The sequence below is a fragment of the Moraxella canis genome (assembly GCF_002014965.1).
GTDB classification, from domain to species: domain Bacteria; phylum Pseudomonadota; class Gammaproteobacteria; order Pseudomonadales; family Moraxellaceae; genus Moraxella; species Moraxella canis.
On record NZ_MUXT01000008.1, the window covers coordinates 103087 to 123828 of the forward strand.

20 protein-coding genes are annotated in these 20742 nt (G+C 43.6%); 9 read left to right on the forward strand and 11 right to left on the reverse strand.

Annotated features, from left to right (window positions below; all coding sequences use genetic code 11):
- Positions 1–19 precede the first annotated feature (19 nt).
- The 8 genes from B0180_RS06625 to B0180_RS06660 all read right to left on the reverse strand — a co-directional run bounded on the left by B0180_RS06625 (position 20) and on the right by B0180_RS06660 (position 8332).
- Positions 20–895, reverse strand: a complete 876-nt coding sequence (locus B0180_RS06625) for a segregation and condensation protein A (protein WP_078256214.1) — start codon at positions 893–895, stop codon at positions 20–22.
- Positions 892–1950 (reverse strand): tryptophan--tRNA ligase, encoded by a 1059-nt coding sequence (gene trpS, locus B0180_RS06630; protein ID WP_078256215.1) that lies wholly within the window; start codon positions 1948–1950, stop codon positions 892–894. The genes B0180_RS06625 and trpS overlap by 4 nt, the downstream gene beginning before the upstream one ends.
- Positions 1951–2000: 50 nt before the next feature.
- Positions 2001–2828: an indole-3-glycerol phosphate synthase TrpC gene (trpC, locus tag B0180_RS06635; RefSeq protein ID WP_078256464.1), complete on the reverse strand. Its 828-nt coding sequence runs from the start codon at positions 2826–2828 to the stop codon at positions 2001–2003.
- A 4-nt stretch (positions 2829–2832) separates the two neighbouring features.
- Positions 2833–3924 (reverse strand): anthranilate phosphoribosyltransferase, encoded by a 1092-nt coding sequence (gene trpD, locus B0180_RS06640; protein ID WP_078256216.1) that lies wholly within the window; start codon positions 3922–3924, stop codon positions 2833–2835.
- 42 nt (positions 3925–3966) lie between these two features.
- Positions 3967–4590, reverse strand: a complete 624-nt coding sequence (locus B0180_RS06645; protein ID WP_078256217.1) for an anthranilate synthase component II — start codon at positions 4588–4590, stop codon at positions 3967–3969.
- Positions 4591–4947: 357 nt separating this feature from the next.
- Positions 4948–5331, reverse strand: coding sequence for an aspartate 1-decarboxylase (gene panD / locus B0180_RS06650; protein ID WP_049235926.1), 384 nt, complete (start codon positions 5329–5331; stop codon positions 4948–4950).
- A 23-nt stretch (positions 5332–5354) separates the two neighbouring features.
- Positions 5355–6359, reverse strand: a complete 1005-nt coding sequence (locus B0180_RS06655; RefSeq protein WP_338065587.1) for an LpxL/LpxP family acyltransferase — start codon at positions 6357–6359, stop codon at positions 5355–5357.
- Positions 6360–6385: 26 nt separating this feature from the next.
- Positions 6386–8332, reverse strand: a complete 1947-nt coding sequence (locus B0180_RS06660; protein WP_078256220.1) for an ATP-binding cassette domain-containing protein — start codon at positions 8330–8332, stop codon at positions 6386–6388.
- Positions 8333–8452: 120 nt separating this feature from the next.
- Here B0180_RS06660 and B0180_RS06665 point away from each other — a divergent pair, with 120 nt between their 5' ends.
- Both B0180_RS06665 and B0180_RS06670 read left to right on the forward strand, forming a co-directional pair.
- The gene (locus tag B0180_RS06665) at positions 8453–8674 is read left to right on the forward strand and encodes a SlyX family protein (RefSeq protein ID WP_078256221.1); all 222 of its coding nucleotides are present in this window, start codon (positions 8453–8455) and stop codon (positions 8672–8674) included.
- 199 nt (positions 8675–8873) lie between these two features.
- On the forward strand, positions 8874–10355 hold the full coding sequence (locus B0180_RS06670) for an outer membrane protein transport protein (protein WP_078256222.1): 1482 nt from the start codon (positions 8874–8876) through the stop codon (positions 10353–10355).
- A gap of 105 nt (positions 10356–10460) precedes the next feature.
- On the opposite strand, the gene B0180_RS06675 is transcribed toward B0180_RS06670, so the two are convergent.
- From B0180_RS06675 to argF, 3 genes are all read right to left on the reverse strand, one after another.
- Positions 10461–11522 (reverse strand): L,D-transpeptidase family protein, encoded by a 1062-nt coding sequence (locus B0180_RS06675; protein WP_078256223.1) that lies wholly within the window; start codon positions 11520–11522, stop codon positions 10461–10463.
- 104 nt (positions 11523–11626) lie between these two features.
- Positions 11627–12328 carry an SIMPL domain-containing protein gene (locus B0180_RS06680; protein WP_078256224.1) on the reverse strand — a complete coding sequence of 234 codons (702 nt, stop codon included), beginning with the start codon at positions 12326–12328 and terminating at the stop codon, positions 11627–11629.
- Between the two features lie 224 nt (positions 12329–12552).
- Positions 12553–13476, reverse strand: coding sequence for an ornithine carbamoyltransferase (gene argF, locus B0180_RS06685; protein WP_078256225.1), 924 nt, complete (start codon positions 13474–13476; stop codon positions 12553–12555).
- A gap of 309 nt (positions 13477–13785) precedes the next feature.
- Here argF and B0180_RS06690 point away from each other — a divergent pair, with 309 nt between their 5' ends.
- From B0180_RS06690 to rpsA, 7 genes are all read left to right on the forward strand, one after another.
- Complete coding sequence (locus tag B0180_RS06690; protein ID WP_078256226.1) at positions 13786–14931, forward strand: beta-ketoacyl-ACP synthase III; 1146 nt, start codon at positions 13786–13788, stop codon at positions 14929–14931.
- A gap of 204 nt (positions 14932–15135) precedes the next feature.
- Positions 15136–15702, forward strand: coding sequence for a flavodoxin family protein (locus tag B0180_RS06695; protein ID WP_078256227.1), 567 nt, complete (start codon positions 15136–15138; stop codon positions 15700–15702).
- Between the two features lie 152 nt (positions 15703–15854).
- Positions 15855–16808 carry an RDD family protein gene (locus B0180_RS06700; RefSeq protein WP_078256228.1) on the forward strand — a complete coding sequence of 318 codons (954 nt, stop codon included), beginning with the start codon at positions 15855–15857 and terminating at the stop codon, positions 16806–16808.
- Positions 16809–16815: 7 nt separating this feature from the next.
- Entirely contained in the window at positions 16816–17523 is a 708-nt protein-coding gene (ung, locus tag B0180_RS06705) for a uracil-DNA glycosylase (protein ID WP_078256229.1), read from the forward strand.
- A gap of 78 nt (positions 17524–17601) precedes the next feature.
- Positions 17602–18150 (forward strand): tRNA adenosine(34) deaminase TadA, encoded by a 549-nt coding sequence (gene tadA, locus B0180_RS06710; protein ID WP_420866061.1) that lies wholly within the window; start codon positions 17602–17604, stop codon positions 18148–18150.
- Positions 18122–18835, forward strand: coding sequence for a (d)CMP kinase (gene cmk, locus B0180_RS06715; RefSeq protein ID WP_078256231.1), 714 nt, complete (start codon positions 18122–18124; stop codon positions 18833–18835). The genes tadA and cmk overlap by 29 nt, the downstream gene beginning before the upstream one ends.
- 214 nt (positions 18836–19049) lie before the next feature.
- Positions 19050–20726, forward strand: coding sequence for a 30S ribosomal protein S1 (gene rpsA, locus B0180_RS06720; protein WP_049235946.1), 1677 nt, complete (start codon positions 19050–19052; stop codon positions 20724–20726).
- The last annotated feature ends 16 nt before the right edge of the window (positions 20727–20742 follow it).

Sequence of the window (20742 nt, forward strand, 5' to 3'; positions counted from 1 at the left end):
CATATGATGGTGGTGACAGTTAGTGTAGCCAATGCAGCTTTTGCTCAGCCAAATTCTGTCCGTGATTGAATATTTCGGGTGTAGATTTTGGATTGGTGGTCGAAGCTTTGGTATGATCATTTAACTCAGATTCATCAAACCCAATTAAGCCGCGCTTAATCAGCTCAAGCACAGCGACAAAACTCACCACAATGCCAATTTTACCTTGAGATTTGTCAATCAGTTCGGCAAACGTGCTCACGCCTTTTTCGCTCATCAGTCGTGTGATGCTCGCGATACGCTGAGGCAATGGCACGCTGTCTGCTTGAACGGTATGAGCGGCGGTTTCGGGACGGATTTGCATATTGACCAAGCTGTTTACCAAAATTTCAGGCGAATAATTGGGTAGCTGTTTTTGCATGGCTTCAGGACTTGGCATGCTGGCAAATGCCAAAAAAACATCTCTTTCAAGTCGAAGTAGGCGATCAATGCGCTGAGCGGCTTCTTTGATTTGTGCATATTCCTCAAGCCTTTGAATCAGTCTGGCTTTTGGGCTGGCTTCTTCATCGCTAATCTCAGGCTGGGGCAGTAATAGCTCAGATTTGATGGCAATCAGCGTACTTGCCATCAATAAATAGTCGCCTGCCAGCTCAAAATATGCTTCATCCAAGTCATTGATATAGCTCAAATACTGCTCTGTGATGGGCAAAATCGCTGTCTCGGTCAAGTCAAAGTTATTTTTCTTAACCAAATATAATAAAAAGTCCAATGGTCCTGCAAACTGCTCAAGCCAAATGGCGAACGCTTGCGGTGGGATGTATAAATCCTCAGGCAAGCTCAAGACTTGCGTATCAAAAATTCTAACGCTTGACAGGCTTGGTGAATTGACAGGATTTGCCTTAAGAGTATCGCTCATTTTAGCTTAGCAAGGGGCTTGATGCCAATGGCGCGGCGAGTTTTGTCCAGCTGCTTTTGTGCCTGACGACGAGCCTTAGCGGCACCCATCTGCAAAATCTCTTCAAGCTCTTTTGGATTGTTCATAAGCTCTAAATAGCGAGCGCGATACGGGGCGATTTCGTCATTGATTTTATTAAATAAAATTTCTTTGGCTTCACCCCAACCTATCCCACGGCGATAATGCGCTGCCAGTGCGTCGATCTCTTCAGGTGTCCCAAAGGCTTTGTAAATTTCAAAAATGGTGCAGTCATTTGGGTCTTTCGGCTCTTCGGGCGGCTGTGAATTGGTAACAATTTGCATGACGGCCTTTTTTAGTGCCTTTTCAGGATCGACTTGTGGATTACCATCGCCAAACAGCGGAATGGTATTACCGTAGCTTTTTGACATTTTTCGTCCATCCAAACCAGTCAGTAGCGGCGTATTGTCATCAACAACCGCCAAAGGCTCGGTAAATAATGGCTTATATTTAAAATTAAATGTCCCAGCGATATCCCTTGCCATCTCGATATGCTGAATCTGATCCTTGCCCACAGGAACATGCGTGGCATTAAACATCAAAATATCAGCCGCCATTAACACAGGGTAGCCAAACAGACCCATGCTGATCCCGTAGTCAGGATCGGTATCTTCTTTACTTAAATTGATATCAACTGCAGCTTTATAAGCATGAGCGCGGTTCATCAAACCCTTGGCGCATGAGCAGTTGAGCACCCATGCTAATTCAGGAATCTCAGGAATATCCGATTGGCGATAAAAGGTGACTTTTTCAGGATCAAGTCCACACGCAATCCAAGTCGCAGCAATGGCTCGTGTCGATCGATGAATCTCATCAGGATCAAAGCATTTGATGATACCATGATAATCTGCCAAAAAGAAAAACGCATCACCCTCATGATTTTCAAAAGCTGTAGCGGCTGATGCGATCGCAGGACGAATAGAGCCAACATAATTTCCCAAATGCGGAATACCTGTCGTCGTGATGCCTGTCAAAATACGTTTTTTGGTTTCGCTCATAATTTTACTCTTATTTGATGCTTAAAATTAATAAAACTAATTAAAATATGTCAGATTGTCTTTAATAGATTAGCTAAGGCGTCGCCTGCGTCGCCTGTCTTCATAAACTGCTCACCGATCAAAAAATGGTGAATGTGATTTTTTTGCATCAAATGAATGTCGGCGGCGTCATTGATGCCACTTTCGCTGACAACAAGTGCGTCTTGTCCAAGTTCATCAAACAGTCGCTGACAGAGGCCAATGCTATGTGCCAGATCGACTTCAAAAGTATTTAAGTCACGATTATTGATGCCATAAATGTTATGCGATGATTTGGGTAGCTTGAGCGCGCGAGTCAATTCTTCATCGGTGTGAATCTCAATCAGCACATCCAAACCCAAATCTATCGCTGTTTGATGCAGATGTAAAACGGTAGCATCGTCCAAGCAAGCCATAATCAACAAAATGCAATCCGCGCCCATTGCAGCCGATTCAATAATTTGATATTCATCAACCATAAAATCTTTACGAAGTACAGGCAGGCTAACAGCATTACGGGCTTTGATCAGGTAGTCATCATGACCTTGAAAATAGTCGCGATCTGTCAGAACAGATAGGCAGGTGGCTTGGGCTTTTTGGTAGCCTTGCGCTGCTAAGATAGGATCAAAATTATGGCAAATAATACCTTTTGAGGGTGAGGCTTTTTTGATTTCAGCGATCACGCCAATATGACCTGCCTGGATATCCACTGCCTGCAGTGCTTTGGCAAATCCGCGCGGCTTATGCGCTTTGGCGAGGTGTAATAGCTCATCTGCAGATCGGCGGGCTGTGGCAGTTGCGATTTCTTGATGTTTGGTTGCAACTATTTTTTGTAAAATGCTTGGTGTATTTGTGGTCATAATATTAGGTTGATTGAGTAAATTTAGCCAGTGCATTTAGTTTATCTAAAGCATCTGAGGTGGTCATAACTTGCTTGGCAATGGCGACGCCTTCGGCATGTGTCTTGGCACGACCTGCTACATAAATGGCAGCGCCTGCGTTAATGGCGATAAGATCGCGAGCCTTTAAGGTGATGTCATCAGAGGCTTTGCCGCCAAGTGCATTTTGGATGATATCAAGGCTTTGGGCGGAGTCGGTAACGTTCAGTCCATGTAAAGTCTTTGAGGCAATTCCAACATCTTCGGGCTGACAGAGATAAGTACGCACCACACCATCTTTAAGCTCAGCGACATGCGTACCTGCCGCAAGGCTAAATTCATCCAAGCCATCTTGGGAGTGTACCACCATCACATGGGTAAGACCAAGTTTATCAAAAACATACGCCAAAGGCTCGCACAGCTCAGGGCTAAATACCCCAACCACAGCACGCTTAACATTGGCAGGATTGGTCAGTGGACCTAAAATATTAAAAATAGTGCGCACTTTGAGCTGTCGTCGGACACTGATGGCATGGCGCATGGCAGGGTGATGATTAGGTGCAAATAAAAAGCCGATGCCAAGCGTGTTGATGGCATCAATAGTCCTCGGTTTATCTATATCTAAGCGCACACCTGCAAGACTTAGCACATCCGATGAGCCTGACGAGGTCGACACGCCGCGGTTACCATGCTTGGCAATGGTCACGCCTGCTGCTGCCGCCACAAAAGCAGATGCTGTGGATACATTAAATAAATTTGAGCCATCACCACCTGTACCGACGATATCGACTGCATGATCATCTTCAATCTTAATGGTGTCTGCAAGCTCAATCATGGTCTTGGCGCAGGCGCTGATTTCATCAATCGATTCGCCTTTTTGGCGCAGCGCAATTAAAATCGCTCCCATCAAGGCATCAGGGCAGCGACCTTGCATGATAATGAGCATGACTTGGCGCATTTCATGAGCGGTAAGCTCGATATGTTTCAGTAAGCGCGCCAAAGCTTTGGTAAGTATGGCTAAAATCTCATCATCGCTCATTGAGGTGATGTCTTCAGGCGTTATGGAAGTATGGGTCATGGTACTTTGCAATCATTTAATTATAAAACTAAGTCAATATTTTTAAGCGACTTCAGGCAGGGCGTCATTATCAAGCTTTGCCAGACCACAGCGTTTTAAAAAATTATTAAATATCTGATAGCCGTGTTCGCTCAAAATGGATTCAGGGTGAAACTGCACGCCTTCAATATCAAGCGACTTGTGGCGCACGCCCATGATTTCTTGTAGTGAGCCGTCAGGATTATTTGTCCAAGCGGTGACTTCTAAGCAGTCGGGCAGTGTGGCTTTATCAATCACCAATGAATGATAGCGCGTGGCATTAAAAGGATTTGGAATATCAGCAAAAACGCCTTGATTGGTATGGTGGACAGCTGACAGGCGCCCATGCATCACTTCGCCAGCACGCACAACTTGACCGCCAAAAGCTTGTCCAATGGCTTGATGACCTAAGCAAACGCCCAAAATTGGAATTTTTCCTGATAATTTTTCTAAAATTTCAAGCGTGACGCCCGCTTCACTTGGACTGCATGGACCAGGACCCAAAACAATCGCTTGGGGTGCAAGCTCAGTGATTTGATCTAAAGTGGTTTCATCGTTCCGCCAAACGGTAATCTCTTGTTGAAGCTCTCCAAAGTACTGAACAATATTATAAGTAAAGCTACAGTAGTTATCGATCATTAGCATCATGCTTGCATTCCTTGGTGCTTGATATTATGAGTATCTCATCGAATAAGTTGGCTATTTTAGCACGATGAGGCGACGGTTAAAAGTCAAATATCCCAAAACTGCACGCGCCAGATATCGCTGATAAATTCATTCAGACTTGCTGCCACTAAGCCTTTTATTAAGCGAGCTGATTTGGTTAAATATTTTAAAAATTAATCTTAATCAAAACAACCAATAATTAAGCTAAGTCAGACAAATGCTGACCTGTCTATCGGCTTTAAAGGTGATTAAATAAGCACTAATTTATAAGCCAGCAAAGCAACCTATTTACAAACAGCAAGGCGGTGATGATGGCCGCCTTCTATGAGTGATTTTTAATTACCATACCGTATTGGCAGGCTCATAATGCAGCACATCGGTGATGTGATTGTTTGCATCGACAAGTACCACATTGGGCTGATGTGTCTGAGCTTCGCTGTCATTCATCATCAGATAATTCATAATAATAATGACATCGCCTGGCTGCACCTTACGCGCGGCAGCACCATTGAGACACACCACACCGCTACCACGCTCACCTGCGATGGTATAAGTTTCAAATCGCTCACCGTTGTTATTGTTAACGATACTGACTTTTTCATTCACCAAAATACCTGCAGCATCCAACAAATCAACATCAACGGTGATGCTGCCAACATAGTTTAGATTGGCTTGGGTAACGGTGGCGCGGTGAATTTTACCGCCCAAAAGAGTGCGAATCATAGCTTTAGTTTCCAAATCAAAGATTAATATTGATAGTAGTTGGTGTCATCGGCTTGGTTTTTAAAGCGGCGATGAAACCACATCCACTGACTGATGTCTTTTTTGATACTAGACTCAATCAAGCGATTGATGCGCTCAGCGTCTGCCACTTCGTCAGCACTTGGATAATTTTCTAAAGCGGCGCTTAGACTGATATGATAATGCGGGCGACGACCGCTTGGGATATGATCAGGGGTTTGTCTGAGCATATCCATCATGATGACTGCAGGAGGATTGGTTTTATCCCCCAGTTTTGCAAGGCGGCGCTGAGCGGTAATTGTCGCCGCGGGCACACCAAAAAAAGTTGCCATCACACCATGCTCAAGACCAAAATCTTGATCTGGCGAGTACCAAATCACACGACCTTGTTTGATGCGCGTGATAAGCTTTTTCATATCGCGGTTTGAGATTTGTTCATCAAAGATTCGACGACGCGCGTTATAAATAAACCATTCAAGCACAGGATTATTTTGTGGGCGATACACACAGTCCGCCGCAAAAAATTGTGTACATAGCCGACCTCCCAAATCAAGTGTGGTATAGTGCCCGCCAAGTAAAATCACCGCTTTGCCTTGCTGCTGTGCGCTAATTAGATGGTGTAGGCCTGAAATGCTAAAAGTGCGCTTAAAGACATTCGGCCGAAACCATGCGCATAAACTTTCAAAAATACCAATGCCTTGGTTAATAAATACCTGCCTTGCGACTGATAAGCGCTCCAAATCTGACTGATTGGGAAAAGCAAGTTTTAGATTCGTGAGCGTATCTTGGACACGGCTTTTGGATAATTTAAAGGCTAAAATCCCAATACGCTTACCGATCCAAAATTGCCAACGAAGCGGCAAATAGATTAAGGGTAAAATTAAGACAAAACCCAACCAAAACCCCCAATATTTGGGGTGTAAAAATTGCCACTCAAATGATTTAGGCTTGGCTTGGCTTGTCTGCTTATGAGTGTCTGTCAGACTTGGCATATCTTTGATTGAGGGCATTGTGGACTTGCTTTTGTTAGGGTAGCTCATTTGATAATACTCTCAAGCTCATCCCATCTTTCAAGCTTTGTCATCAAAAGCTCATCGATCTGTACCAAGCGCTCACTGGCTTTGGTTGCGGCTGCCAAATCGGTGTTAAACCATGAACCGTCTTCAAGCTTGGCAGCCAGTGTTGACTGTTCATGTTCCAGCATGGCAATCTCATCAGGCAAGCTGTCTAATTCGCGCTGCTCTTTGTAGCTGAGCTTGCGTTTTGGTGCAGTATTTGTGCTTGGCTTGGGTTGAGTAGCAGGCTCGGCTTTATCATCTTTTGGAGAATTAGACGGACTTGCGGGCTGACTGGCAAGCCATCTTTGGTGCTGCTCAAGATAATCTTGATAACCGCCAACATATTCCAAAACTACACCATCGCCATGTTGGTCGGTGTCAAATACCCAAGTTTGGGTGACGACATTATCCATAAATGCGCGGTCATGGCTGATGAGCAATACTGTCCCTTCAAAATTCACCACAAAATCTTCCAAAAGCTCAAGCGTTGCCATGTCCAGATCATTGGTCGGCTCGTCAAGGACTAACACATTGGCAGGTTTTAATAATAATTTGGCTAATAAAACGCGTGCTTTTTCGCCCCCTGACAGCGCCTTAACGGGAGTTCGAGCACGATTTGGCGTGAATAAAAAATCTTGCAAATACCCCAAAATATGCGTCTTTCGTCCACCTGCTTCAACATGATCGGAGCCTTCTGAAACATTGTCTGCGACGGATTTTTCAGGATCCAAATCATCTTTTAGCTGATCAAAAAAAGCGATATTAAGATTGGTACCAAGCTTAACCGAACCTGCTTGAATCGCTGAATTATCTAGTCCCAAGATGCTTTTGATCAATGTGGTTTTGCCAACGCCATTTTTGCCGATGATGCCAACCTTATCACCGCGCAGCAGTACGGTCGAAAACGCCTTAACCAAGGTTTTACTTTCGTATTCTAAAGTTAAGTGATTGACTTCACAAACAATTTTTCCAGATTTTTCACTACTACTTTGGCTAATTTGAACATTGCCTACGACATCACGACGCGCTTTTCTCTCTTCGCGCATGGCTTTTAGAGCGCGGACGCGACCTTCATTGCGAGTGCGACGTGCTTTGATGCCTTGGCGAATCCAAGCTTCTTCTTGGGCAAGTTTTTTATCAAATTCGGCAAAAGATTTTTCTTCGCTAGCAAGCTCAAGGGCTTTTAATTCTTGATAGCGAGCGTAGCCGCCAACACCTTGATTAACATCATAACTAGACAGCTGACCGCGATCAAGCTCAACGATGCGAGTGGCTAGCGCATCGACAAATCTTCTGTCGTGAGTAATGAATAAGACGGTCAATCGCTCATTTAATAAAAATTTTTCAAGCCAGTCGATGCTTTCAATATCCAAATGGTTGGTCGGTTCATCCAGCAGTAGCACATCTGGATTTGTTACCAGTGCGCGAGCTAGTAGCACACGGCGCTTACGCCCACCTGATAATTCAGAAAGGCAGGCATCTGCTTCAAGCCCCATGCTATCAATCAGAGCGCGCGCTCTGCGCTCAAAATCCCAACCGTGTAGCGCATCTAGGGTCTGCTGAAGTTGGCTCATGGCTTGGCAAGCGTCGGTATTACCTGAGGCACAATCGATGCTGGCAAGTTGATAAGATTTGAGCGCCTGAGCGACCTTATCATCACCGCTCATCACTACATCGAGCACGCTGGCTGACTCATTTGGCACATCTTGAGCCAGCATGGCGATCTTTGTACCATCTTTGATCAAAACTTCGCCGTCGTCGGCTTGTATTTGACGCATAATGAGCTTAAATAAGGTCGATTTGCCTTCTCCGTTTCGTCCAATTAAGCAAACGCGTTCACCCGGTTCAAGACTGAAATTAACGCCATCTAAAATCGGGGCAACACCAAACGCCAAATGTATATTTTTTAATTGAATCAAAGCCATAAAAGTGTATTGATACTATAATAAATGAATTGACTATCATATCAAATTTTTAAGCATAAATGGTGTGTTATGTCGTAAAATAAGCCATTTGATTGTGTAATTTAATCATTAGGTGGATTTATGTCAAAAATTAACAACTCAGCTTTGGTCGAGCTTCAAACTCGGATCAGTTTTTTGGAAGATGCCTGTGATCGATTGAGCGAAATCATCGCTCGCCAAGACCGTGAATTGATCGATCTACAAGATCAGCTAAAAATAATTTATCAGCAAATCCAGACTAAAACTGACGATGTCGGCATCGCACCATTTGATGTGATGGCGGACAGACCGCCACATTATTAAGTCGTAGGGATTTGTCTAAAAAAAACATCGGTCTTGGTAAAAAATAAATTAAAAATTGTAAAAAAATAGGCATATTTCGCTTGTTTTGTGATTAAATTTCATTTAAGATACAAACGTGTAAGACTTTTTGTACTGTTCTATAATAAGGAAGTATAGACAGTTTTACATATTTCTAAGGACTGATCTTTTGGAGAAAATAATGAGCTTAAAATTTGGATATAAAGCGCTCAGCTTAGCTGTCATCTCAACATTAACCGCTACAGCAGCTCATGCTGCAGGTCTAGACCGTTCAGGTCAGGATATCACCGCATTCTTACAAGAAGGCACCTATGCAGAAACTGTCTATACCTATATTGACGCTGATGTGTCAGGTAAGGACACTTTGGGCAGAGATACTGGTGATGCCGCTGAAGCTTATGATTTTTTCCGCTATGGCGTTAAAGCTGACCTAAACGACACCATTAGTATCGGTGTGTTATACGACGAGCCATTTGGTGCAGCGGTTCAGTATGGCGGTAACAGTAATTTTGTCACTGAAAGCGCTGATTCTGCTTATGCTGCCTTGGTTGCAGGCACACCTTTGGCACTTAAGCCCAGAGCTGAAATCGTTCAGACTGCTCAACAATACCAAAATGCTGGTAGTCTGGTCAAGCGACAAATTGCCAGTATTGTCAAAAGAGAATTAACCGAAGCTGCCAAACTACAAATCCGTGCCCAACATCCGAACTTACCTGCTAATCAAGTCAATGAATTGGCTAGACAAGCGGTTACTGACGAAGTTGTTGCAGATGCATTGACCAAAATCGTCGCTGTCGGCAATATTGCAAAAACTGCTGAAACTCACGAAGGTCAAGGTACCAACGTAGAGATTCGCACCAATAATTTAACCATGCTTGTGGGCGCTAAACTGGGCGCCAACAAAAATTTCCAAATTTATGGTGGTCCAGCAGCACAAAGAGTGACAGGTCAAGTTCATTTACGCGGACCTGCTTATCAGACGATGACAGGCTATGATGCCAAAATTGCCACCGACACTGAAGTGGGCTGGGTCGCCGGTATGGCATTTTATAAGCCTGAAATTGCCTTAAAGGCTGCTTTGACCTACCGCTCTGAAATTGAGCACGAAACTGAGATTGCTGAAGTGATTCCAGTAACTGGTTATCAGGGTACACAAGATTTTAAAGTTACCTTACCTGAATCATGGAACTTAGACTTCCAAACTGGCGTAAATCCAACGACGCTATTAACAGCCAAAGTACGCTATGTGCCATGGTCTGATTTTGACATTCGCCCGACACAGTATACAGAAACCACAAAACGTCTATATCCGCAGGGATTGCCAATTGTTAGCTATGATAAAGACCAGTGGTCAGCTGAAGTTGGTTTGGGTAAGCGTGTGACTGACCGATTGGCAGTTTCGGGTGCGGTAGGCTGGGATAGTGGTGCAGGCAATCCTACAAGCACATTAGGTCCAATTAAAGGATACTATTCACTGGGGCTAGGTGCGCGTTATAACTTCACGCCTGAATGGTCACTGTCCTTAGGCGGTAAGTACTTTAAATTTGGTGATGCAGACGCTCGCATTCCTTCGCAGGTGGCTGATAATGCTGGTACATCAGGTCGTTTTGATGACAATGACGGCTATGCTGTGGGTGTTAAATTGGCTTATCACGCCAAATAATTTAAGCAATCCCATTAGATACTTCAATAAAAATAGCTTGAATATTTTCAAGCTATTTTTATTTTAAAGTCTTTTTAAAGTCTAAAAAGTGTTAAGCTCAGTCAATTAGCGGATTTCAACAGTGGCGCCGTTTTCGATCACAGCGACCAATTCAAGCACATCCCAATTGGTCAGGCGGATACAGCCAAGGGATGATTGGCGACTGATGCCTTCTGGTACCGGCGAACCGTGGATACCATAGCTTGGTTTATTCAAACCCATCCACACCACACCGACAGGACTATTGGGTCCTGGTGGCAAATAATAGACTTTTTTGTCTTCGCTATCGCGATTTACCGTCGCCTTATAAGTTGGCATTTTGACTTTATTGATAATTTTATACTTACCGCCTGGCGTAGTACTGGCTTCACCGCCGACTGTCGTTGGATACGTGGCGACAAGTTGATTGCCATGAAAGGCGTATAAAATCTTATCCTTACGATCCGCAACGACGCGATCCACCACACCTTCAAAAGGCTTACCTGTATTGATAACGGTGATAGTTTCGCCAGCGACAAAGCGTTTATTTGGATTCAGTTTTCTTAGATATGCTACATCCATATGAAACCTTTCGCCAAGCATCTCTTGAATGCTTTCATAACTCAAAGCCTTGAGTTTAGAGCGAGATTCTGCGTCGCTTGGTAATTTTCTATATGGCCCTTTTGCATCTGCTTCAGTGATGGTATAACTGACCAAAACTGGCTGATCGGCGGGAATGTCATCAATTAGTGCATCCCACGTTGCTTGATTCATCTTACCAGTCGGTTCCAAGCCTTTGATTTTTTGGAAGTTTGTCAATGCCTTTTTGGAATTCATACCCCAGCCACCATCAATAGGACCGGGCGACGCATGATTCCAATCAAGCAGCACTTGCATTTTTACGGTCATGGCGGTATTGACTTTCATATTTTCTGTCCAAACCGACTCATTGACACGGCGAGCATATTCATCCAAACCATGGATAGTTGTGCGCTTGCCACCTTGTTCGATGCTGTTAATTGTGCTGTTATCGGTTTGAGCTGGGATAACCACCTCGCCCGATACGATATCACCATCAGTATTTGCATGCGCTGTGACGATAATCAATAAACTTGCCATAGCCAAACTTAAGGGCTTAATGAATGTCATAGTAAATCCTAAAAAATATTTTCACCATTATATCACGACCAAAAACCCACCACAATTTTAAACATTATTGGTGGATTTTTTAGTGGCTAAGGTTTTGGGTCAAATTATTTATCAACTTCAATGGTGCCATTGGCAGAATAATTCAGCGTCGTCGTACCTGCTTCCAAATTTTGGGCAGCAATACCTTCTGCAGAGGCATCCGCAAGTTTTGCCGTTGCCATCACAGGCGTGGGGCGATAATAATTATTACCACCCAAATTAACATTGACAATCTTATAACTATTAGCACCAAAAGCTTGACTAATGATTTGTGCATCACTAGTAAAGCGAGCAATGGCTTGTAGCTTCAAGCGCTTTTCTTCAGAATCGCGCAGCTCATCAGAAACGCCAAAGCCAATATTTTGAATCACTAAAATGGACTGTAAGTCGGCTATGAGCTGACTTGCTTTTTCAAAATCATTGCTTTTGATATTCAAAGATGCCGTACCTGTAAAGCCAATAATTTTTGAGCTATTGTTGGCGTATCTTGGGTAAGTGCTTTGTCTACCGGTTGTGACGACAACTTCTGGATAACGCTTGGCGATTTGCATTGCCGCATTGATGCTATTGTTCAATTCCTTGGCGATCGCAGCAGCTGTCGAAGCTTGAGCGGTTTTGGTCATGACTGCGTGCATTTCGTCATTAGCAATTTCGCTTCTGACTTCGGTGTTAAAGCTAATACGGTTGTATCCTTCCGCTTGCGCTGGCATGGCAAAGGCGCTCGCGATTAAAGCAGAGCCAAATAAAGCAAAGGGGACTTTTTTCATTATCTCAAATCTCACCAAACAATTGTACTAATCAGTTATAAAACTACTAACTGATACTTATATAAAGTATAGCCATCATTATAAAACTTATTTTATTATAATTTGTAACTGACAATAATAAAATTTGTAAAATTATGCTAATACCTAGCTTATTCAGCAGGGTTATTTAAAACAGCATAGGCATTAGCTAGCTGATTGGACTTTACCTAAGAATCATCTTTAATTTATGAATTTAGATTGATTTTGTCTTTAAGAAGAAATTCCATGAGTGCTTTTTGGGCATGCAGTCGATTTTCGGCTTCATCCCAAACCACAGAACGTGGATCATTTAATAGATCAAAGCTGATTTCCTCGCCACGATGGGCAGGTAAGCAGTGCATAAATAGGACATCAGGATCGGCTTTATCAAGCATGGCAGGGCTGACCTGATAAGGGGCGAATCGGCGCGCACGCGTCATTTGCTCAGATTCTTGACCCATACTTGCCCACACATCGGTAGCAATCAGATGTGCACCTTTGGCAGCCTCTTGAGGGTCTTCAACATAGGTCACGCAGTGGCTGTATTCTTCGATGAGTTCAGGGTTGGGTTCAAATCCATATGGCGCTGTCACACGCAGCTGAAAGCCGAATTGATGAGCTGCCAAAATGTAAGAGGCACACATATTATTGCCATCGCCGACCCAAGTGACAGTTTTGCCTTTGATGCTGCCGCGATGCTCATGAAAGGTCTGCATATCAGCAAGCAGTTGGCAGGGATGAAAATCATCGGTGAGTGCATTGATCACAGGCACAGACGAATGCTTGCAAAATAAATCCAGCTTGTCATGCTCAAAGGTGCGAATCATGATGATATCAACCATGCTTGAAATCACCTTAGCGGAGTCTTCGATAGGTTCTCCACGACCAAGCTGCGTGTCTTTGGGCGATAAAAAGATGGCATGACCGCCAAATTGACCCATACCAGCCTCAAATGAGATGCGTGTACGAGTTGAAGACTTTTCAAAAATCATGCCAAGCGTACGCCCCACAAACGGACGATAAATCTCACCGCGGTGCTGCATTTGACGCAGCTCGCTTGCACGGCTGATGATAGCCTCAAGCTCGGCAGGCGTCATATCTAGGAGATTGCGAAAATGGCGTACGCTCATGATGAAGTGTTCCTTTAACGATCAGGGCAAATTTGTAGTATAGCATTGGATTTGGGGCTTGGCTATCATTTGGCGATAATTTGTTTTGCGATTAATAGGAATTGCGATTATTTAGACGCTTCTTTATTTAGCATAACTCAATGAAAATAAAGCAGTTATTTGGATTTGATCAATATTTTATGTAAACAAGCGTATATTTTTACAACTCGTTACATTTATTTGTGATAAAATTATTTAGATTCAAAATTTACCAAAAGGATATGTCATGGGTTTTGCCCATGCTAAGCCGATGATGACTAGGAGTAATTCATGGGAATTTATTTAACAGCAACCGGTCTTTATAAGCCTGCTTATCAAATCAGCAATGATGAGTTGGTGGCTGCATTTAATACTTATGTCGATAATTATAATGCCGAAAATGCCGATGCAATTATAGCAGGCGATAGAGCTGCGCTTCAGCATTCCTCCAGTGAATTCATCGAAAAGGCATCCGGCATCAAATCTCGCTATGTCATTGATAAAAAAGGGATTTTGGATCCAAAGATCATGGCGCCTATTTTTCCTGCTCGAAAGCTTGGTGAGGAGCTGTCTGTGATGGCTGAAATGGGGCTGGCAGCACTCAAAGATGCTTTGGCAAGTGCTGATCTGACGGCTGATGACTTAGATGGTATCATTTGTGCTTCATCGAATTTTCAGCGCTGCTATCCTGCCATTGCTATCGAAATTCAGCATGCCATTGGTATGGAGCATGGCTTTGCTTATGATATGAATGTGGCTTGTAGTGCGGCGACTTTTGGCATTGCTCAAGCAGTGGGTAGCATCAAAGCAGGACTTGGCAAAAAAATCGCTGTGCTAAATGTGGAGATCACCTCAGCACACCTAAATTGGCGTAACCGTGACAGCCACTTTATTTTTGGTGATGTGGCAGCTGCGACGATTGTTGAGGAATTACAAACGCCAAAAGGCTATGAAATTCTTGATAGTAAGCTCTACACACAGTTTTCCGCCAATATCAAAAACGAATACGGTTTTATGGATCGCAGCGAGTTTTTGGCGGCGGGCACCCAAATGTATGGCGACATCGAAGAGCCGGTCACTGATAAGCTATTCTTACAAGAAGGGCGTAAGGTATTCCGTGAAGTCTGCCCAAAAGTTTCAGAAATCATTACCACGCATTTGAGCGAAAATAATTTATCAGCCGATCAAATTAAACGCATGTGGCTACATCAAGCCAATATCAATATGATTGACCTGATTTTGCGCACAGTCGTGGGTAAAGATGCTGATAAATCCATCGCGCCTGTGGTTATTGCAGAATATGGTAATACCAGTTCGGCAAGCCCGGTGGTGGCATTCCACGAAACTCAAGAGGGCGTTGAAAGCGGAGATCTGTGCGTGATGTGTTCTTTTGGTGCTGGTTATTCAATCGGCTCGGTACTGCTTAAAAAATTATAAATTATTTATTAATTTTTAATTTAATAGATCAATTAATACGACCAAATCTAAAGGATCCCCTCTATCGGTTGGGATGCTTTAGATATTTTGCATATAAATTATTATTAATTAAAAATAGGATCAATAAATTTAGTTAGTGCCTTTATTTGCCAGATGATTATGCTTATGCTATGATTGTTGGTTTATTTAAAATTTTAACACAATATGAATCAGCTTAAACCTCACAATCCATCAATGGCGATTGTTTATCATTCAAATTATGGACATACTCGCCGTGTCGCTCAAGCCATCGCTCGCGGCGCTGAAATGCTTTTACCTGTGTATTTGGTGGATATTGCCAACTTTGGCGAAGCGGACTGGCAGCGAATTGATGAGGCTTCATTAATTGTATTTGGTAGTGCTGTTTATATGGGCAGTGTGACCGCCGAATTTAAGATTTTTATGGATAGCACCTCAAAGCGCTGGGTGGATCGTCGGTGGCAAGGTAAATTTGCGGCAGGATTTGCTAATTCAGGTGGGCTTAGTGGGGACAAGTTAGCAGTGCTACAGCAGCTGTGTCTTTATGCCATGCAGCATGGCATGAATTGGGTTGGTCTGCCACTGATGCCGACGGGTAGCAGTGAGCAGGATTTAAACCGCCTCAGCAGTTTCTTGGGGCTGATGACTCAGTCTATTGATGCGCCCCCAGAGGTGACGCCTTGTGATGGCGATATTAAGACAGCCGAGTGGTTTGGTAATCACTTGGCGAAAACGATACTTAAGTTAGGCTAATCCATCTATTCTTAAAAGAGGCTTTTGCTTGGCAGGCAAGCACTCAAATAAGCATTTGTACAGACAAAAGGCATGGCGATCATGTCTTTTTTATTTTAGGCTTTTGGTTTACAATAGCCAGATGATAAGAATTTATTTTAATTGAGTGATTTATGAAAATTTATTTGGCAAGAAATCAAGTGCAAGCAGGACCGTATACGCTTGAAGAGCTTAATACCATGTTGGCGTCTGGCGAGGTAGTGCTTGATGATTTGATTTGGCACTCGCCAATGACCACTTGGCAACGCTTGGGTGACTTGACCCAAAATCAATCCTACTATCAGCCTAATAATACGCTGCCGCCTGAGCCGGCAACCTTGGCTGAGATCAAAGAAAAAACTGAGCCTAGAGGGTTTGGTGATAATGTGGATTTTAACCCAAATCACGCTCAATCAGCCGATAAACCTAAGCGAGTGAGCGTCGAAGAACTCTATGGTAAAAAACCCGTTCAGCCCGCTACCAATCCGGCTCATCAGCAGCTTGGTCAGCCATCTGATGTCGTCGTCAGCAAAGATACGCAGGCAGTCTTGGCAAGCATTGGTTCTAGATTTATGGCGGTGATGATTAACTTTGTGCTGTTTATGTTGGCACTGATGCCTTTTTTGCAGCAATTTATGGCGCTAAATCCCGACCCAGTTTTATTGAATACAGGTGATTTTGAAGCCCGTATGGCTTATGCCCAAGAGCTGGCAGCTCAGATGCCTGCACAGACGATGACGCTATCAAGTATTTTGATTATCGCCTATCTTCTCATCCAGTTTGTATTAATTGTCTCTCGTGCACAGTCGTTTGGTAAATTGGTTGCAGGTATTCGCACTGTGGACGCACAAACACTAGAAAAACCAAATTTTTTCAAACGAGTTGTGTTGCGTGTTGTGGTGCTATTTTTTATCTATCAATTAGCGAGTGCCTTGCCGATCGCGATTAATATGGCGCTGATTTTATTAATGATTAATTATATTATGGCAGCGCGCAGTCCGATCAAGCAAGGCTGGCATGATAAATTGGCAGGTACCGTAGTTGTAAAGACATCTGAAGTAAAATTTAAGAAAAAATCAGATCAGTGAGGGAATAATGACGCCAGAACAACAAGCGATTCTTGATCGAGTGCAGCTGCCTAATGATTGGAAGCAAGCACTTGCGCCTGCTTTGCTTAGCGAAAATATGGATAAACTGCGCGATTTTTTAAAGGCGCAATACAATCAGCAAAAAAACATTTATCCGCCAAAAAATCAAATATTTAACGCATTTCAGCTAACGCCTTTATCTGAAGTTAAAGTGGTTATTTTGGGTCAAGATCCCTATCATGGTATGGGTCAAGCCATGGGGTTGTCTTTTTCTGTACCCAAAGTTATCCCAAAGCCGCCCAGTCTTCAAAATATCTTAAAAGAGCTATCAAATGATCTGGGCGTACCCGTCAGTCATCATGGCGATCTTAGCTTTTGGGCGCAGCAAGGCGTGTTGCTACTTAACGCCACTTTGACCGTCGAGGCAGGGATTGCTGGTAGTCATCAAAAACAAGGCTGGGAAGAGTTCACAGACGCCGTGATTGAAGCCATTAATAATCATACCGACCGCACAGTTTTTATTTTATGGGGCAGTTATGCTAAACATAAAGGTCGATTTATCGATACTTCAAAACATTTGGTGCTGACCGCAAGCCATCCATCGCCTTTGGCTGCAAATCGTGGGGGTTTTTTTGGCACTCAGCCATTTTCACGCACGAATGAATATCTGCAGCGCCATGGCAAAACGCCGATCAATTGGGCTCTGCCTCAATAGTTGCCACAACATATGATAGCACCATTTAATTGGGTTCATCATTCCAAGATCAGTTATGATCAGTATCACTTTTGGTCGATGGGTGATGTGCAAATGATGGATCGTGCTTTGGAAATCGCCAAACAGGGTGCTCAGCTTGGCGAGATTCCCGTGGGTGCGGTGGTTGTGCATGAGGGTAGGATTTTGGGTGAGGGCTATAACTGCCCGATCACCACCCAAGATCCGACGGCTCATGCTGAAATTGTGGCAGTTCGGCGCGCTTGTGAGCGTCTCAATAATTATCGCCTACCAAAAGGCTCTGTACTTTATGTGACGCTGGAGCCTTGTACGATGTGCTTTGGCGCCCTGATTCATGCTCGGGTGAGCCGTGTTGTGTTTGGTGCATTTGAACCAAAGGCGGGCGCTGTGGTCAGTCAGCTAACATTGCCAAACCAAGCCTTTTATAATCATAGCTTGGACATACAAGGCGGACTTTTGGCAGGGAAAAGTAGTGCCTTATTAAGCGGTTTTTTTAAGCAGCGCCGCCAAGAAAAAAGAGCAGCAAAGCCCAAGCTTAAAAATGACAATTCATCATCTATTAATTCATGGCCAAATTATTATGACTTATTCACATGCAAACCTAAATAAACCAGTCATCATCACTGTTGACGGTCCAAGTGGTGCAGGTAAAGGCACGCTCGCTTATCGACTGGCAGAGCATTTTGGTTTTGAGCTATTAGATAGCGGTGCGTTATATCGCATTGTTGGGCTGATGGCACATCAGGCAGGACTGCTTGATGACGCCCCAGATGAGCTGGCTTTGTCTGATTTGACACAGTCACTTGATTTGAGTTTTCGTCCAAATTCAAAAACCCGCGCCATTGATATCTATATCGATAAAAAGCCACTGCTTGATGATATCCGTAATGAAACTGTAGGCGGTTATGCTTCTATTGTCGCAGCATTCCCAAAAGTGCGTTCGGCGCTACTTGATTTACAAAGAAATATCGCTGATCAAAAGCCTGGCTTGGTGGCGGATGGGCGAGATATGGGTACAGTAATTTTTCCCGATGCACATGCAAAAATTTACCTCAGTGCAAGCGCTCAAGCTCGTGCCAAAAGGCGTGTTATTCAACTAACTCAAGCGGGTAAGGAGGCGAATTTTGATGACATCTTAGCAGACATCATCGCGCGAGATGAACGAGACGAAAATCGATCGGTTGCCCCAAGTCGCCCTGCAGATGATGCGCTATTCATTGACAGTTCAGATAAATCGGCTGATTTGGTTTTTGAAGAAGTCTTGCAATTCATCAATCAAAAGTTATCCCACTAATGCAAGTTTGGCATGGGATAAATCTGATTAAGCAGTGTTAGTTAAGCAATAAAACATAAAAAATACTACTCATTGCGATTTTAATCTGATATAATTAACAGGTTTACTGTATTTTTGTGCCGTCATTAAGTTTAAAACCAGCATTCCTTAATGGCGCACATCACTTGAACCGTACTGTGCTGGACAGGATACGGCTAATTTTAAGGTATTACTAATGAGTTTATCATTTGCTGAACTGTTTGAAGCAAGCCAATCAGAACAAGGTCTTAACATTGAGCGTGGCTCAGTGATCTCAGGTACTGTGGTTGCAATCGATAGCGATTGGATCACAGTTGATACAGGTCTTAAGTCTGAAGGTATCGTTGCTCGTGAAGAGTTCCTAAACGAAGCTGGCGAGCTTGAAGTAGCAGTAGGCGACAGCATCGACGTTGTGGTTGAAGCTGTGGACAACGGCATGGGTCAAACTGTGCTTTCGCGTGAAAAAGCGAAGCGTGAAGAAAGCTGGCGTGCGCTTGAACAGCTTCACGAAAACGATGAAATCGTTAAAGGTGTTATTTCATCTAAAGTTAAAGGCGGTTTCACTGTTGAGATTGGTTCGGTTCGTGCCTTCCTTCCAGGTTCATTGGTAGATGTTCGCCCAGTTCGCGAAACAACTCACCTAGAAGGCAAAGAGCTTGAATTCAAAGTCATTAAAATTGACAAACAACGCAACAATATCGTTGTATCACGTCGTGCCGTTATGGAAGCTGAAAACTCAGCAGAGCGTGATGAACTACTAGCCAAGCTAGAAGAAGGCATGGAAGTAGAAGGTATCGTTAAGAACCTAACCGACTATGGCGCATTCGTTGACTTGGGCGGTATCGATGGTCTATTGCACATCACCGATATGGCTTGGAAGCGTATTAAGCATCCATCAGAAGCGGTAGAAGTTGGTCAAGACCTTAAAGTAAAAGTTCTTAAATTTGACCGTGAACGTAACCGTGTTAGCTTAGGTCTAAAACAACTTGGTGCTGATCCTTGGACTGAAGTTGAGCAAACTTATCCGGTAGGTACCATCACCAAAGCACGCGTAACCAACCTAACAGATTATGGCTGCTTTGCTGAAATCGCTGAAGGTATCGAAGGTTTGGTACACGTGTCTGAAATGGACCACACCAACAAGAACATCCATCCGTCAAAAGTTGTTCAAGTTGGCGATGAAGTCAATGTGATGGTTCTTGAGATTGATGGCGAGCGTCGTCGCATCAGCCTTGGTATCAAACAAACTATGCCAAACCCATGGGCTGAGTTTGATAAGAACCATGAAAAAGGTCAAAAAATCAGCGGCACAATCAAGTCAATCACTGACTTCGGTCTATTTATTGGCCTAGAAGGCGGTATTGATGGTTTGGTACATCTGTCTGATATTTCATGGACCGAGTCTGGCGAAGAAGCCATCCGCAATTACTCAAAAGGTGATACCGTTGAAGCGGTCGTATTGTCTGTTGATGCAGAAGCAAACCGTATCAGCCTAGGTATTAAGCAGCTAAATTCTGATCCATTTAACGAATACCTACTATCAAATGATCGTGGCGCTATCGTTAAAGGTACGGTAAAAGAAGTAGACGCTAAAGGCGCAGTTATTACTTTGGCTGATGAAGTTGAAGGTTATTTGCGCGTTGCGGACATTGCTCGTGAGCGTACCGAAGATGCTTCTAAAGTCTTGAGCGTTGGCGATGAAGTAGAAGCTAAGATCGTTGGCGTTGATCGTAAATCTCGTAACATCAGCCTATCAATCAAGGCAAAAGATGAAGCGGATGAGCGACAAGCGATCAAAGAGCTTTCTAATACAGCAGCTGAAGCACAGCCAAAAACGCTTGGCGATATTTTCGGTGAGCAGCTTAAAGGTTAATTACCCTAAGTATTAT

Excerpts from the sequence above, each read along its gene's own strand:
- B0180_RS06625 (WP_078256214.1), bottom strand. The coding sequence starts at position 895 with ATGAGCGATACTCTTAAGGCAAATCCTGTCAATTCACCAAGCCTGTCA.
- trpS (WP_078256215.1), bottom strand. The coding sequence starts at position 1,950 with ATGAGCGAAACCAAAAAACGTATTTTGACAGGCATCACGACGACAGGT.
- trpC (WP_078256464.1), bottom strand. The coding sequence starts at position 2,828 with ATGACCACAAATACACCAAGCATTTTACAAAAAATAGTTGCAACCAAA.
- trpD (WP_078256216.1), bottom strand. The coding sequence starts at position 3,924 with ATGACCCATACTTCCATAACGCCTGAAGACATCACCTCAATGAGCGAT.
- B0180_RS06645 (WP_078256217.1), bottom strand. The coding sequence starts at position 4,590 with ATGATGCTAATGATCGATAACTACTGTAGCTTTACTTATAATATTGTT.
- panD (WP_049235926.1), bottom strand. The coding sequence starts at position 5,331 with ATGATTCGCACTCTTTTGGGCGGTAAAATTCACCGCGCCACCGTTACC.
- B0180_RS06655 (WP_338065587.1), bottom strand. The coding sequence starts at position 6,359 with ATGCCCTCAATCAAAGATATGCCAAGTCTGACAGACACTCATAAGCAG.
- B0180_RS06660 (WP_078256220.1), bottom strand. The coding sequence starts at position 8,332 with ATGGCTTTGATTCAATTAAAAAATATACATTTGGCGTTTGGTGTTGCC.
- B0180_RS06665 (WP_078256221.1), top strand. The coding sequence starts at position 8,453 with ATGTCAAAAATTAACAACTCAGCTTTGGTCGAGCTTCAAACTCGGATC.
- B0180_RS06670 (WP_078256222.1), top strand. The coding sequence starts at position 8,874 with ATGAGCTTAAAATTTGGATATAAAGCGCTCAGCTTAGCTGTCATCTCA.
- B0180_RS06675 (WP_078256223.1), bottom strand. The coding sequence starts at position 11,522 with ATGACATTCATTAAGCCCTTAAGTTTGGCTATGGCAAGTTTATTGATT.
- B0180_RS06680 (WP_078256224.1), bottom strand. The coding sequence starts at position 12,328 with ATGAAAAAAGTCCCCTTTGCTTTATTTGGCTCTGCTTTAATCGCGAGC.
- argF (WP_078256225.1), bottom strand. The coding sequence starts at position 13,476 with ATGAGCGTACGCCATTTTCGCAATCTCCTAGATATGACGCCTGCCGAG.
- B0180_RS06690 (WP_078256226.1), top strand. The coding sequence starts at position 13,786 with ATGGGAATTTATTTAACAGCAACCGGTCTTTATAAGCCTGCTTATCAA.
- B0180_RS06695 (WP_078256227.1), top strand. The coding sequence starts at position 15,136 with ATGAATCAGCTTAAACCTCACAATCCATCAATGGCGATTGTTTATCAT.
- B0180_RS06700 (WP_078256228.1), top strand. The coding sequence starts at position 15,855 with ATGAAAATTTATTTGGCAAGAAATCAAGTGCAAGCAGGACCGTATACG.
- ung (WP_078256229.1), top strand. The coding sequence starts at position 16,816 with ATGACGCCAGAACAACAAGCGATTCTTGATCGAGTGCAGCTGCCTAAT.
- tadA (WP_420866061.1), top strand. The coding sequence starts at position 17,602 with ATGGGTGATGTGCAAATGATGGATCGTGCTTTGGAAATCGCCAAACAG.
- cmk (WP_078256231.1), top strand. The coding sequence starts at position 18,122 with ATGACTTATTCACATGCAAACCTAAATAAACCAGTCATCATCACTGTT.
- rpsA (WP_049235946.1), top strand. The coding sequence starts at position 19,050 with ATGAGTTTATCATTTGCTGAACTGTTTGAAGCAAGCCAATCAGAACAA.